This is a genomic window from Maribellus sediminis (assembly GCF_011799805.1).
GTDB lineage: Bacteria > Bacteroidota > Bacteroidia > Bacteroidales > Prolixibacteraceae > Draconibacterium > Draconibacterium sediminis_A.
In genome coordinates this window covers 535,224-549,373 of sequence record NZ_WXUB01000002.1, presented here as the reverse complement: position 1 = coordinate 549,373, position 14,150 = coordinate 535,224, and the positions used below count along the sequence as shown (strand labels likewise).

11 protein-coding genes are annotated in these 14,150 nt (G+C 43.3%); 9 read left to right on the top strand and 2 right to left on the bottom strand.

What is annotated here, in order from left to right; translation table 11 throughout:
- Window positions 1–19: 19 nt before the first annotated feature.
- Complete coding sequence (locus tag HFD85_RS08715) at window positions 20–703, bottom strand: DUF6962 family protein (RefSeq protein ID WP_167607835.1); 684 nt, start codon at window positions 701–703, stop codon at window positions 20–22.
- A 136-nt stretch (window positions 704–839) separates the two neighbouring features.
- Between HFD85_RS08715 and HFD85_RS08710 the strand changes: the two genes are divergently transcribed.
- The 9 genes from HFD85_RS08710 (at window position 840) to HFD85_RS08670 (ending at window position 12,460) form a co-directional block, all read left to right on the top strand.
- Complete coding sequence (locus HFD85_RS08710; RefSeq protein WP_167607832.1) at window positions 840–3,476, top strand: VPS10 domain-containing protein; 2,637 nt, start codon at window positions 840–842, stop codon at window positions 3,474–3,476.
- 32 nt (window positions 3,477–3,508) lie between these two features.
- Complete coding sequence (locus tag HFD85_RS08705) at window positions 3,509–4,084, top strand: flavodoxin family protein (protein ID WP_167607830.1); 576 nt, start codon at window positions 3,509–3,511, stop codon at window positions 4,082–4,084.
- Window positions 4,085–4,123: 39 nt separating this feature from the next.
- The gene (locus HFD85_RS08700) at window positions 4,124–5,821 is read left to right on the top strand and encodes an FAD-dependent oxidoreductase (protein WP_167607828.1); all 1,698 of its coding nucleotides are present in this window, start codon (window positions 4,124–4,126) and stop codon (window positions 5,819–5,821) included.
- A gap of 245 nt (window positions 5,822–6,066) precedes the next feature.
- Complete coding sequence (locus tag HFD85_RS08695; RefSeq protein WP_167607826.1) at window positions 6,067–6,360, top strand: 4a-hydroxytetrahydrobiopterin dehydratase; 294 nt, start codon at window positions 6,067–6,069, stop codon at window positions 6,358–6,360.
- A 73-nt stretch (window positions 6,361–6,433) separates the two neighbouring features.
- Window positions 6,434–7,522, top strand: a complete 1,089-nt coding sequence (locus tag HFD85_RS08690) for an SGNH/GDSL hydrolase family protein (RefSeq protein ID WP_167607824.1) — start codon at window positions 6,434–6,436, stop codon at window positions 7,520–7,522.
- Window positions 7,523–7,524: 2 nt separating this feature from the next.
- Complete coding sequence (locus HFD85_RS08685) at window positions 7,525–8,241, top strand: alpha/beta fold hydrolase (protein ID WP_206081916.1); 717 nt, start codon at window positions 7,525–7,527, stop codon at window positions 8,239–8,241.
- A 60-nt stretch (window positions 8,242–8,301) separates the two neighbouring features.
- On the top strand, window positions 8,302–9,369 hold the full coding sequence (locus tag HFD85_RS08680) for a hypothetical protein (protein ID WP_167607817.1): 1,068 nt from the start codon (window positions 8,302–8,304) through the stop codon (window positions 9,367–9,369).
- A gap of 286 nt (window positions 9,370–9,655) precedes the next feature.
- Window positions 9,656–10,840, top strand: coding sequence for an alpha/beta hydrolase-fold protein (locus HFD85_RS08675; protein ID WP_167607814.1), 1,185 nt, complete (start codon window positions 9,656–9,658; stop codon window positions 10,838–10,840).
- A 741-nt stretch (window positions 10,841–11,581) separates the two neighbouring features.
- Window positions 11,582–12,460 (top strand): tetratricopeptide repeat protein, encoded by an 879-nt coding sequence (locus HFD85_RS08670; protein WP_167607811.1) that lies wholly within the window; start codon window positions 11,582–11,584, stop codon window positions 12,458–12,460.
- Window positions 12,461–12,728: 268 nt separating this feature from the next.
- Here the strand turns inward: HFD85_RS08670 and HFD85_RS08665 are convergent, their stop codons facing one another.
- Complete coding sequence (locus HFD85_RS08665) at window positions 12,729–14,147, bottom strand: efflux transporter outer membrane subunit (protein WP_167607809.1); 1,419 nt, start codon at window positions 14,145–14,147, stop codon at window positions 12,729–12,731.
- Between the last annotated feature and the right edge of the window lie 3 nt (window positions 14,148–14,150).

The following is a 14,150-nucleotide window of genomic DNA, read 5'->3' as shown; positions in this document are numbered from 1 at the left end:
TCGATTTTAGATAAGTGGATTAATTCACCGGATTAGAGTTGGTGGACATATCGATTTTACTGGCGGCTAAATAGAAAAATAATGCAGCAAGGGCCATAAATGTATGGCTCACGGCAAGGTAGTTAAACCATTGGTGCGGTGAAATTTTATTCATAAAAAACAGGGCCGCAATCGCAGCAAAAAACACCCCTGTCAACATCATTTTACTGGCCTGGTTTTTTGTTTTTATGAATAGAAAGCCTTCAAGCGAAAGCACTACGAACATCAATCCATACCCCGAGTGAAATTCAACAAAAAAGAAATTCAAGGTAACAATTGTGAGCGTTAGGAAAGTCAGAAATTCGAAAATATTAATGACACCCAGTACTTTTACAATTTTGGGCGGCAGCTGAATGCGAGTATGTTCAATGGCGGCACGCTCAACAAACATAATCGATATCATACTGGTGATCCAGCCGGGAAGTTTCCAGTAGAAATTGAAATTATACAAAAAGGCATGACCAACTAATCCTCCTAAGGTTGTGGCTATTCCCATTACAAAAAAGTAAATCTTAAAATAGAGAAACACCCGTTCTTTTTTTCCTGATCGGTGGATTTTCCAGGCCGCAACAAAACAAACCAACGAAACTACCAGGTCGGTCAGCGTTACGATCGGCTCGTTAATTTGAATTCCTGCTATGTGAATGATATTTATATGTTCCACGGGGTTGCCCTGGTTTTACTTACATAATCAACTAACATAATTAAAACGACTTTTGTTTGTAAATATTCACATTTCTGTTTTTTATATTTAGTTTTAGGATCAAGAATCGTTTTCAACAAATTTAACAATCAATTTTATGTTTAGAAGTATTTACACCATACTAATTTTTCTGCTGATTGGTTTGGGATCGGCAACTGCTCAGAAAGTAATTGAAAAAACACCTGCCAAAGAACGTCAGAAATGGTATAACGAATTTCTTGAACTTAAGGAGAATTCAATTTACAAACAAGTACCGTGGCAATTTGCAGGCCCCACAAACATTAGCGGACGAATGACCGATGTGGAAGTGGTAAGGCCAAAAGGTGAAAATTACACCATTTATGTAGCCGGAGCATCCGGAGGAATATGGAAAACCGAAAATGAAGGAATTACCTGGAAACCGATTTTAGAACACGGTATGTCAACCGCTTTTGGTGATCTGGCACTCGATCTGCAGAATCAGAATACGATTTGGGCCGGTACGGGTGAAGCCAATATTTTCAGAAGTTCGAATGCCGGGGCAGGAATTTATGTGTCGAAAGATGGTGGCGAAACCTGGGAGCATAAAGGATTGATTAACACAAATACCATTTCGAGGATTTTGGTGCATCCGAAAAATTCGGATGTGATTTATGTGGCAGCCGGAGGAAACGAATGGACGAACGACAAGGAAAGGGGCGTTTACAAAACAAGCGACGGGGGAAATAGCTGGGAAAAAGTGTTGTACGTCGATGAAATGACCGGAGCATACGATCTGGTGATGGATCCTTCTGATCCGGATGTGATTTATGCAAGCATGTGGCAACGTATTCGCAAAAAATGGAACGATCCGCGCACCGAAGCAAATTACACAGAAACCGGATTGTATAAAACAACCAACGGAGGAAAAAACTGGTCGAAAATAACTAAGGGGCTGCCTGCGCCGGAACATTTGGGAAGAATCGGCATTGATCTCTGCAAGGCACAGCCCAAAACATTGTATGCGTTTGTCGATAACTATGAAAAGCTGGAAGAGAGCGATGAATTTAACGCTACCGTTGATGCATACGGCCGCCCAAGCAGCGGAAGAATTAAAGGAGCAACCGTTTATCGTTCGGATGATGGTGGCGAAAACTGGCGTCAGGTGAGCGGGCAGAATGAATACATGGAAAATATGTCGGGAACTTACGGATGGGTTTTCGGACAAATCAGGGTTGATCCGGTTAATCCGGAAAAGATTTATGTGATGGGGCTCTACCTCAATGTTTCAGAAGATGGCGGTAAAACTTTTAAGGATTTGCCTGGAATGCACATGGACCACCATGGGCTTTGGATCGATCCGGATAACACGAATTACCTCGTGAATGTAAACGATGGTGGTGTTGCTGTTTCTTATGATGGCGAAAACTTTCGCACCTTTTACAACAACCTTCCGCTGGCACAATTTTTTAATGTGGGTATCGATATGTCGGAGCCGTTTAAAGTGTATGGTTCTGTTCAGGATCACGGAAGTTACCGGGGAACTGTTGATTTGAGCCGTGGCCGCGACCAGGTCCAGCCGGTTGAGTTCGAATATGCTCCGGGTGGTGAAGGCAGCAACCATGTGATCAATCCTGAGAATCCCGATCAGGTCTATTCTGCGGGATTTTACGGCACCATCACGAAAACCGATATGAAAAGCTTTAACAGCGAAAATATCATGCCGCCGGTGCCCGAAGGAGTGGATAAATTGCGTGGCCAGTGGCTGGCACCTTTTATTCTTTCGCCCCATAATCCGAGGATTGTCTATCACGGTACCCAGTTTGTTCACCGCTCGATGAATGCAGGAAAAAGCTGGGAGCGGATCAGCCCCGATTTGACTTACAACAATGAGGACATGAAAGGCGATATCCCGTATCAAACCATATTTGCAATCAGCGAATCGCCTTTGAAATTTGGTTTGATTTACGCCGGAACCGACGATGGCCGCGTGTGGGTAACCAAAAACAGCGGAACCGACTGGGCTGAGATCAACGAAGGATTGCCTTATCGGAAATGGGTGTCGCAAATGGAAGCTTCGCGTTTTGCTGAAGGACGTGTTTACATGACACAGAATGGCAAGCGTGACGATGATTTTGCGGCCTACATCTGGAAATCGGAAGATTATGGACAGACTTGGGAAAGCATTAAGGCTAACATTCCTTACGGACCTGTGAATGTAATTCGCGAGGACCCAAAAGATGAGAATATGCTCTACGTTGGAACTGATTACGGTGTATTCGTTTCAACCAACCGCGGCGAAAGCTGGGATGTATTGACCGGCAATTTGCCAACCACCTACGTGCACGACATTCAAATTCATCAGCGCGACGATATGGCTGTAATCGCCACTCACGGTCGTGGTATCTGGGTTTTGGATATCCGTTTGATGAAACAGGTTTCTAAAGCTAAGGAAAGTAACGAAGCTGCCGTGATTCTGGATATACCGGAAGTTTATGCGCCGGGCAGATACTATCGTAGAAATGCCGCAGGCATGCACGCCCCGGTTTATTTGAAGGCTGCGGGAGAAGTTGACTGGCGTATTAACGATGCTGACGGAACCGAAATTTTCGTGGAAAAAATAAACGGCGAAAGCGGCTTAAATTACATCGACTGGAATTTGCTGGACGACAGTGATGAAGCTGTAAAACCAGGTACTTACAAGCTGAGTGTTTCCGGAGACGGCTTTGAAGTTGGAAAAGAATTCGAGGTTAAAGTGCGTAGAAGGTACAGGTAAGATGAACTTTTGATTTAAGATGAAAACTGCTTATGGGTAAAATTCTGATATTGTATTATTCGAAAGATGGAAATACCAGAAAGATGGCCGAATATGTCATGCAGGGAGCGAAACAGGTGCCCGGGCACGACATAAGGCTGCTTTCGGTAAATGAAGCAAGCATTGAAGATATCGTTTGGTGTGATGGCGTTGCCCTTGGATCGCCTACCTACCTGGGAACGGTTGCAGCCGAAATGAAAAAGTTCTGGGAAGACTGTACTCCAGTGTGGATGAAAGTTGACGGTAAACTGGGTTGTTCTTTTAGTTCACAGGGAGGCTGGGGCGGAGGAGCAGAACTCACCTGCCAGGCTTTAAATATTATTATGATGAATTTTGGCTTCCTGGTTTTTGGGATTACCGATTATGTGGCACACCAGTACACTGCCCATTATGGTGCTATGCAAGCCGGCGAACCAAGACTGGAGAAGGAAAAAGATGCGTGCATGAGACTAGGCAGAAGACTCGCAGAATGGGTGGCTGTTTATGTTGAAGGCAGAGGAGATCAACATCCGCTAAACGAACATTACCAGCGGCATCCCGATAAAAAAACGATGCCAGTCAAACATTAAAATTCTATTAAAATCTATTTCTTACGAAATCAAAAAACAATGATTCAAAATCTAAAACAACTTACTATTTTATTCTTGCTGGGTATACTATTGATTGCAGGGTGCAAATCCGGTCAACAAAAAAATGCTGTTCAGGCTGATGTAATCATTTATGGAGGTACTTCGGCTGCAGTAACAGCTGCTGTGGAATGCGTCCGTTTGGATAAATCAGTTGTAATTGTGTGTCCTGAGAAACACCTGGGAGGAATGACATCGTCGGGTTTAGGATTTACCGACACCGGCAATAAAGAAGTAATCGGCGGTCTGGCCCGTGAGTTTTATCAACGCGTTTATTCGCATTATCAGGACGAAGATTCATGGACATGGCAATCGAAAGAACAATACGGAAATAAAGGTCAGGGAACACCTGCAATGGATGGAGACAAGAGAACCATGTGGATTTTTGAACCTCACGTTGCCGAGCAAATTTTTGAAGATTTTGTGGCTGAAAACAACATTAAAGTATACCGTGATAAGTGGCTCGATCGCGAAAGCGGTGTCGTTTTGGAAGAAAAAAAAATCGTTTCCATTCGCATGTTGGACGGAATGACTTTCTCCGGAAAAATGTTCATCGATGCCACTTACGAAGGCGATTTAATGGCTGCGGCAGGCATTGGTTATACAGTGGGGCGCGAATCGAACAGAGCATACAACGAACAATGGAACGGTGTACAAACCGGGGTACTGCATCACGGCCACCATTTTGGAAACCTGAACATCAGTCCGTATGTTGTTCCCGGAGATGCGGATAGCGGCGTACTGCCCCGGATTTCAACGGAACCACCGGGACAAAAAGGTCAGGCCGATCAGAAGGTGCAGGCCTATTGTTACCGCATGTGTTTGACAAAAGTGCCGGAGAACCGGATTCCTTTTGAACGTCCTGCAGATTACGACTCTACACAGTACGAACTGCTGGTCAGGCTATTCGATGCCGGCTGGGATGAAACTTTTAATAAGTTCGACCCGATTCCGAACCTGAAAACCGATGTGAACAACCACGGACCATTTAGTTTCGACAATATCGGAATGAATTACGATTACCCGCAAGCCGGTTATGAACGTCGTGCTGAAATTCTTAAAGAACATCAGACTTACCAGAAGGGATTGCTCTATTTTTATGCGAACGATCCCCGGGTACCAAAAGAAATTCAGGAGGAAATGCAGCAGTGGGGACTTGCAAAAGACGAGTTTACCGATACCGGAAACTGGCCTTTCCAGATTTATGTGCGTGAGGCGCGACGCATGAAAGGCGACTTCGTAATGACCGAAAATGAAGTATTGGGAAAGAAACGGGTTCCAAATTCCATTGGAATGGGTTCTTACACCATGGATTCACACAATGTTCAGCGCTACATTACACCCGATGGATTTGTACAAAATGAAGGCGATATTGGCGTTCATCCGCAGCAACCGTACCAGATTGCCATGGGATCGATCCTTCCTAAAGAAAACGAATGCCACAACCTGCTGGTACCGGTGGCTGTTTCCAGCTCGCACATTGCATACGGCTCCATTCGCATGGAACCGGTATTTATGATACTCGGGCAAAGTGCGGCAATAATGGCCGATATGGCTATGAATGACAACATAAACCTTCAGGAACTCGATTACGAGCTGTTAAAAGAGGCACTGGAAGATAAAGGCCAGATAGTGGAATACACCTCGTTTAAGCGAAGAAATTTTGTGGAAAGGAATTGATCTTAACCCAAAAATGTAAAGAATAAAAAAGGCGCATCTGCATCAACAGATTGAAAATGAGTAATTCTATGCGCCGCAATTAGGACCACTTTCCAAAATGGAATCGTTCTTCACCTAACTACGAAATGGCTGGAATTCATGCATTTCATTTTAAACGACTTTTCAAAACACAATTATCCTCAGTTTGTTACTATTACAGGAGCCGTTCAAAATGCGGCTCTGTGTAATCAGTAAAAACAACAGCAATGGAAAAATTAACTGCACAACAAATTCAGGAACAATTAGCGCGCATACACAAATCCTGGCAATTACGAGATAACAGCATTGTCTGCCAGTTTATTTTTAGTGATTTTACCGAGGCATTTTCATTTATGACAGCCGTGGCTTTAGTAGCCGAAAAAGCGGATCACCATCCCAACTGGGACAATTCGTACAAAAAAGTAAACATTGAATTAAGCACACACGAAGCCGGCGGTTTAACCATGAAGGATTTTGAACTGGCCGATAAAATTGATAAGATATCCAAACGCTATCTTTAATTATCCCATAATTACAATGCTTACTTTGAAGGATTTGGTACTTTTGCGGTACATGACAAATTAGCTGTATATTATGACTTCAACCTTTAAACTGCTACTGCTGTTTTTTATTACCGCGGTAGTTTCCTGCTCGCCAAAACACGATTTAATAGTAAACTGTACTAATCCTGAAATTCAATACTGGGGCAGAATTGATACTACAAAAACCGATGCCGCCGAATTATACTGGTCGGGAACAAGTATTCTCCTGAACTTCGAAGGAAGCGCTGTTTCTGCTATGTTCGACGAAGAACGGGGTGACAACTATTACAACGTAATTATCGATAACGACAGCCTCTTTGTTTTCCATCCCGATACGGTTCAGCACTCTTATACACTGGCAGAAGGATTAAGTGAAGGTCCGCATCAAATCGAAATTTTTAAGCGAACCGAGTGGGACAGGGGCTGGAGCCGCTTTTATGGTTTTAAGATTGAAGGTGCCTCCAAAGTGCTGCCCAAACCACCTTCAAAAAAACGTAAAATTGAATTCTATGGGAATTCCATCACAGCTGGATATGCTGTAGACGATTTTTCGGGCCGCGATCGTTCCGACAGTATTTTCACCAATAACTATTTGAGTTACGCCAAACTTACCGCAGATCATTTCGATGCTGAATACCGCTGTATTTGCAAGAGCGGAATTGGAATAACCATTAGCTGGTTTCCGCTGATCATGCCCGAACTGTACAACCGGCTCGATCCTGCCGATCCGGAAAGCCGCTGGGACTTCTCGCGGTATTCGCCCGATTTGGTGGTTATCAATCTTTTCCAAAACGATTCGTGGCTGGTTGAAAATCCGCGGCATGATGAATTTAAACGCCAGTTTGGAACCGAAAAACCTACTGATGAATTTATCATCGAAAAGTATGCCGACTTTGTACGTTCCATCAGAAAAGAATACCCGTCTACGCCAATTATTTGTATGCTGGGGAATATGGATGCCACCCGCGAAGGATCGCGCTGGCCGGGTCTGGTAGAGGCAGCTGTAAAACGAGTGGGTGACTCTGAAATTTACACCTTCTTCGAACCTTACAAAAATAGCCCGGGGCATCCGACAATTGCCGAGCAGCAAACAATGGCAAAGCATTTGAGTGCTTTTATAGAGGAAAATATTAATTGGTAATTTTGAAACAACTGGCTATCATAGCAATTGTTCTGAGCTCTTTTGCCGTAATGGCGCAAAAACAGGTCGTATATCTCATTCCGGGGCAGGGAGCTGATGCCCGTTTGTACAAAAACATTCACCTCGATTCGATTTACGAAGTTCGAAACATTACTTATTCAACACCCGAAAAAGGATGGAACATGAGCGATTTTGCCCACCATCTGGCTAATCAAATTGATACTACCCGCGAATTTTCGATTGTCGGTGTTTCGCTTGGCGGCATGCTGGCAACCGAAATGAACGATTTTCTGCACCCCCGGAATGTTGTCCTTATTTCAAGCGCCAAAAGCCGGAAAGAATTGCCGTTTCGTTACCGCTTTCAACGGGTAATTCCTATTCACGAGATCATCCCTGGAGCTGTGATTAAGGTAAGTGCTAAAATTCTGCAACCCATTGTTGAGCCCGACCGGGGAAAGGATGCCAGCACTTTTAAAGCCATGTTGCGCGACAAAGACCCGAAATTCATGAAACGAACCGTTAAAATGATTCTGGAATGGAAACGGCAAACGTATGATGAGCGCATCATTCATATTCATGGCGATCTGGATAAAACCATTCCGGCACGCAATGTAAGTTTCGATTACCTGGTTGAAGATGGTTCGCATATGATGGTGCTGACTAAGGGCGATCTGATCAGCGATCTGCTAAATGAAATTTTATCCGAAACATCGGAGTAAAAACAGGCTTTGAATTCGGTCATTTTTCCCTATTTTTAAGTAAAATTTAACCCGGGAATTATGACAAACTATTTAAAACTTTCATTGCTGCTGGTTTTTCTGGCAACATCGTTTCTAACAAAGGCACAAATTGAAACCACCATTTTAAGTCTCGACAAAAAAGATGATATTAATACAGTACCCTTTTTTACCAACCGCGAACTGGTGGTAAATCCCGACAACACATTCACTTTTAAGAACAGCAGTACCAAGCAAACCAACACGCTTTATTTCTGTAACTATAACTACGATAACGACTCGATTTCGCTAAACCTGAGGGCGATTAATTTCGAGGATAAGTACCCCACGCAAAAGGTGCAGCACAACATTATGTACGATATTTACGAGTACAACCGCCTGCAACGGGGGATTAAAAACTTCTATATCGTTGTTGGAGGTTATGGCAAGAATTTCGACCGACAGATTAGCTATTACATGCAGCGCTTAAAGCAAAATTATGGCGATTCACTTTTCCATAAAGCATCAATAAGCGTATTTGCCTGGGGAACCGAAGACAAGGCTTACCGTTATTACCATGCATTGAAGGTGTCGAAACGGGGAGCTGCCGATTTTGCCATTTTCCAGCACATGCTCGACGAGTTTATGAGCGATACCGAATACTGGGGGACTCATCCCAAAGACATTAAAATCAGTATCCTGTTTTCGTCGATGGCCAACGAGCTTTTCCGCACTTATATCCTGGAGCGGGAGAAACAGAATATTCCGCTGGTAAAAACCTATAACAGTGCCATTTTTGTTGGAAGCGTTGCTCCGCGCGATGTTTTCGAGGAAGGCGAACCCTTTCATAACCTCGATCAGATGGTCGATACCGTAAGACTGATCGTTAATTCGAAAGATGTATTGTTGAAAATGTCGAGTGTGGCCCACCTGAAAAACCGCATTGGCAACAAGGGGCCAAAAGATCCGGATAAGTTGCCCGGCTTTGTAAAGGTTTCGAACATTAAAGGCATTATTACCAAAGACGATATGAAACGCATGGGGCACGATTATGTGCTGACCAATCCGGTAGTACAGGATGCCCTGCTCGAAATGGCCCAGCGAAATATTGAAAGCAAGGAAGAGGATTGAACGGTTTTCCGCAAATTAACTGCAGAATAAAAGAAATAATCTTTTGCTGCAGGTCTTGAAGACAGTACATCTCAGAAGCTGATAAAACACCTTAGGTTTTTGTAAAAATGTAGTGTGTATTTTTAAAAAAGACCTGTGTTTTTATAGAAAACAAGTGTGTTTTTGGGTAGACTTAAAGCGGAAATTCTCGAGGGAATAAATCTAAATGCCGCCCAGCTTAAATACATAGTTTCAAGTGCTGTCTTGTCTCGTTATTATGCATATTTTTAAACAAAAACCAAAAACAATGAAAACCTTAGTTTTCCGACTTTTTTTGATCAGCCTTTTGCTTGTTTCAAAAATGATGTTCGGTCAAACAAACAATCAACTGTATTTTGGCGAAAAGAACCGCATACAATCTGAAGTACTTGGCGAAGACAGGGAATACTGGGTGCATTTACCTGTGAATTACGAAAAAAGTGCCGATAACTACCCGGTATTGTTTATCACCGATGGGGATGAGCATTTCTACCTGGCTTCGGGCCTGATTGAATTTATGAGTTCGCAATTTATGATTCCCGAATTTATTGTTGTTGCCGTATTTCATAAAGACCGTAACCACGACCTCACTCCAACACACAGCTTAACCGATATATACGGTTTTGAAAGCGATGCGGCAAAAATAAGCGGCGGTGGCGAAAAGCTTCTGCAGTTTATGGAACAGGAACTCATCCCTCAGATTGAAAGCAAGTACCGGGCTTCGTCGTACCGGGTATTAGCCGGTCATTCGTTGGGCGGTTTGCTGTGTGTTTATGCCTACCTGAATTACAGCCATTTGTTTAAGGGATTTATTTCAATGGATCCTGCGCTAAACTGGGATGATTTTGTTTGCGAACGAATACTGAAATCGCTTCCCGATCAGGCTGAAAATTTCAGCAATAAACTGTATATGTCTTCGGCACACAACGCACCCGAAGGAAAACCGGATAAGGGACCGTTCCGGAGATCGCAGCTGTCGTTTACACAGGAGTTGAAAAAGAAAGGTGCGGAAAACTTTAAGTTTGAAATTTTTGAGGACGAGATACACTTAACGGTGCCTTACCGCAGTTTGTACCAGGGTTTGACGTACATTTTTTCTGATTACTACATTTTTAAGAGTCCTGAATTTTCTGAAGATCTTTCATTTATACAAGAATATTACCGAAATATTTCAAAGGAATATGGTATGAAAATTCCGCCGCCTGAGAACCTGATTGAAATGCTGGGAAAGTATTTCCTGTTCGATAAAAACGAATATGCACTGGCAACAGAATTCTTTACGCTAAATACGGTCAGCTATCCAAATTCTTCCAAAGCCTTTGAGTTTCTGGCCAAAGCAAACCAGGCATCGGGGAACATCGATCAGGCGATTTTGAATTACAAAAAATCACTGGAGTTGAATCCCGGAAATGAGGATGTTCGAAAAGTGTTGTCGGAACTTGAAGACCGATAATGCAAATTCGGATCAATTTTGTTTTGTTAATCCCGTACTTTAATTCAGCGATTGGTGACCACCTTGAAAAAAACTTCGGATTTCAATTTGAGAACGACGGTAAAACTATTTGATTTTTATGCCTGCCGGCAGCCATACTATTTGGCTTGAACCAAATAGTATGCACAAAGTTTAAGGCTGCTTTTAATCCTTCCCCTGCGTTTTCATAAAACCTAAGTTCGGACGGGTGATCTCCTTCCCGAGTACTCGGGAGAGCTTCCCGCTCTCACTAAGGCTTTATTTTAACTCAGGGCAACGACCAAAAAAGGCCGGTCCACTTATGCGAAGACAGTAAATTGGTAGGCTTCTTCGGAGCTATGGCCTCGTCCGATGAGCCAGAAAACAAGCGGTGACGACGTTAAAAAATTACTACTGTTTGAGGAGGTACGACGAGTTCAGGAATTTTAGTCGGCATCGCGTAGCTTTTCTGAGAGAAGCGGGCGCAGCCTTGGGTTTTCTGTCAACTCTTTGGGCTAAGCCAAAGAGTTGAATCCGCCTGATAAGGTAAAAACATATTTGCATTTAGTAAGAAGTTCATTTAATTTAAAAGTTTTCTCCTCCTGAAATTTCATGTAATCCGCGATTTATGAAATAAAAAAGTGACCTCCCGTTAAGTTTCCTTTTAGCTTTAGCCGCGAAGGCGGCATTTTACAGGCGAATCCTAAAAGAATTTGTAGTTTTGCTCCTTACAAAACAAATACTATGCGATTTAATTTTCTTTTAGGTGCATTTGTGGCACTGCTATTTCTGGCCGGCTGCTCTTCAAGCTCTCAGCTGACCTCGTTAAAGACGAACGCTGAAACCTTTGCAAATGCAGGCGATTATTCGCAGGCTTATACGGCTTGGAACAGCTACCTCGAACAAACTCCGGTTGAAACAGTTAGCGGAGACGAGTTTGCACAAGCAGCTCAAACAGCCTACAAAGCCGGACAAAGCCAGAAAGCCATTTCATGGTTCGATCAGGCGCGTTATAAAAACTTTGCCAGTGCCGATATGTACAAAACGCTGGCAGCCATTTATCACGATCAGGACAACCTTTCGAAAGAGTTAACAGCGCTGGAGTTTTATACCGAAAATTATGGTAAAGCTGATAAACAAATTGACGCCCGCCTGTTTAGTATTTATACCGAAATAGCCGATTACGTAAAGGCAGAAGAATACTGGAACTTAATGGGGGAGGACGTCCGCAAACAAGAAGCTAACCTGATAAAATACCTTGGCGTATCGCAGAAACTGGAAAAAGATGAGTTAGCGGATTCAGTAGCTACTGAAATTTTGAAACTCAATCCGGATCAGGCCGATGCGTTGGACCGGATGGCAAAAAAATATTACTGGGCCGGTCAAAATCGCTACGACAGTGAAATGAAAAAATACGAGCAAAACAAAACACGCAAGCAATACAAAATTTTACTCGAAGAGCTGGACAAGGTAACTGTCGACTTTAAAAAAGCATTGCCATACCTGGAAAAGCTCTGGAAACAAAATCCAGGCAAAGAATATGCGGCTTATTTTGCCAATATCTACGCCCGTTTTGGCGACGAACAAAAGGCGGAATATTACAAGAAGTATTTGAAGCAATAGGATTCAAGAGTTTATTACTCGCACCGTCTTTCAGGGCGGTGTCATGAAAAGAAACCGACATACTATGGATTTTTAAGATTTTTGTAGTTTGTATTTTACAAAAATCTTAAAAATCCAATCTGACTCAAATACATGTTTCACCGCCCTAAAGGACGGTGCAAAAGTATCCAAAATCCATCTTTGTTAAAGATTGTTTTATTGTATACAAAAACAGCGTACAAAGAAAATTCCTGTACGCTGCATGATACTGTTTATTAATAATAGAAGTCTATTCTGTGGTTTCTGGCGGCCAGCTGCCGCCCAGTATTTTGTATAAATCGGTGTAAGCCGTTAACCGTCGGTTTTGCAGTTCGGAGTAATACAATTCAATCTGGAACAAAGTACGATCGGCATCCAGTACTTCCAGGTAGCTGGTAATGCCACCGTCGTACCGTTGTCGCGAAAGCAGAGAGGCGTTGGTTGAAGCCGTCAGCTGTTTCTCTATTTCAACAATTTCCTGTTCCAGTGTGTGAATATTTACCAGTGCATCCTCGGTTTCGCGGAAGGCTGACAAAACTGCTTTTTCGTAATTCAAACGCATTTGTTCGGTGCGTTCGCGTTCAACTTCCACTCGCCGTTTGTTTTTGCCAAACTGGAAGATCGGACCAAACAAACTTGCTCCTGCCGATCCCATCAAGGCATCGCCGGCATTAAATGCTGCCAGATCGGTACTGGCCAGTCCAAATAAACCGGTTAAACTGATCGATGGGAAACGCATGGCCTGTGCAACTCCGATACGTGCATTTTGAGCTTTGAAAAGCTGTTCTGCTTCCAATACATCAGGACGGCGTTCGAGCAACTGCGAAGGCAGACCAACAGGAATACTGTCGGGCGTTACCAGATCATCGATAGTAGAAACGGTAATTATTTCCTGTGGATTGTTGCCAATCAGCACACTCAGCGCGTTTTCGGTAAAGGCAATCGACCGTGTATAAACCGGAATAGCAGCCGCTGCATAGGCTTCCTGCACCTGTGCCTGGTTTAGGTCAATTTCCGGCACAATTCCCTTATCGTAACGTTGCTGAATAATGTCTAAGAATTCGGTTCGTGTCTGTAGTGTGCGTTCAGCTATAATCAAACGTTTTTTGTAATCCAGCAAGGAGTAATAAGTATTTGCAACTTGTGCAATTAAACTCAACTCAATAGCCCGGTAACCGTATTCAGTGGCTGTAAGTTCGGCTTGTGCAGCTTCGCTTGCACGGCGGTACTTGCCCCAGAAAATCAGTTCCCAGTTTACATTCGCTGAAGCTGTAAACCATGCATCAGCCGATTGTCCGGTTGGGAAACTTCCCAAAGTGTTTCCAAATGCTCCGGCTCCTCCAACCGTAATTGAAGGCATCATATCTGCCTGTGCCATTCCCAGGTAGGCTCTGGATTCGTTTATACGCGTTACCGCCATTTGCAAATCCAGGTTATTATTTAAGGCTGAATCGATCAGGGTCAGCAAAATGGTGTCCTTAAAAATGGCATTATAATCGGGCAGGTTCACCGAATCAATGGCATGATCCATAGTGCGGTAAGTTTCCGGAGCCGCTGTTTCCACTTTTTGAAAGTTAGGGCCTACCATGCAATTGCTCAGCACAAAAGCACCAAGGGCCAGCAGGATCTGGTTTACGAGTTTTATGTTTTTCATTTTATACAGTTCCATGAT

Bases quoted from the DNA above. Each gene is read 5' to 3' on its own strand.
- HFD85_RS08710 (WP_167607832.1), top strand. From the start codon at position 840: ATGTTTAGAAGTATTTACACCATACTAATTTTTCTGCTGATTGGTTTG.
- HFD85_RS08705 (WP_167607830.1), top strand. From the start codon at position 3,509: ATGGGTAAAATTCTGATATTGTATTATTCGAAAGATGGAAATACCAGA.
- HFD85_RS08700 (WP_167607828.1), top strand. From the start codon at position 4,124: ATGATTCAAAATCTAAAACAACTTACTATTTTATTCTTGCTGGGTATA.
- HFD85_RS08695 (WP_167607826.1), top strand. From the start codon at position 6,067: ATGGAAAAATTAACTGCACAACAAATTCAGGAACAATTAGCGCGCATA.
- HFD85_RS08690 (WP_167607824.1), top strand. From the start codon at position 6,434: ATGACTTCAACCTTTAAACTGCTACTGCTGTTTTTTATTACCGCGGTA.
- HFD85_RS08680 (WP_167607817.1), top strand. From the start codon at position 8,302: ATGACAAACTATTTAAAACTTTCATTGCTGCTGGTTTTTCTGGCAACA.
- HFD85_RS08675 (WP_167607814.1), top strand. From the start codon at position 9,656: ATGAAAACCTTAGTTTTCCGACTTTTTTTGATCAGCCTTTTGCTTGTT.
- HFD85_RS08670 (WP_167607811.1), top strand. From the start codon at position 11,582: ATGCGATTTAATTTTCTTTTAGGTGCATTTGTGGCACTGCTATTTCTG.
- HFD85_RS08665 (WP_167607809.1), bottom strand. From the start codon at position 14,147: ATGGAACTGTATAAAATGAAAAACATAAAACTCGTAAACCAGATCCTG.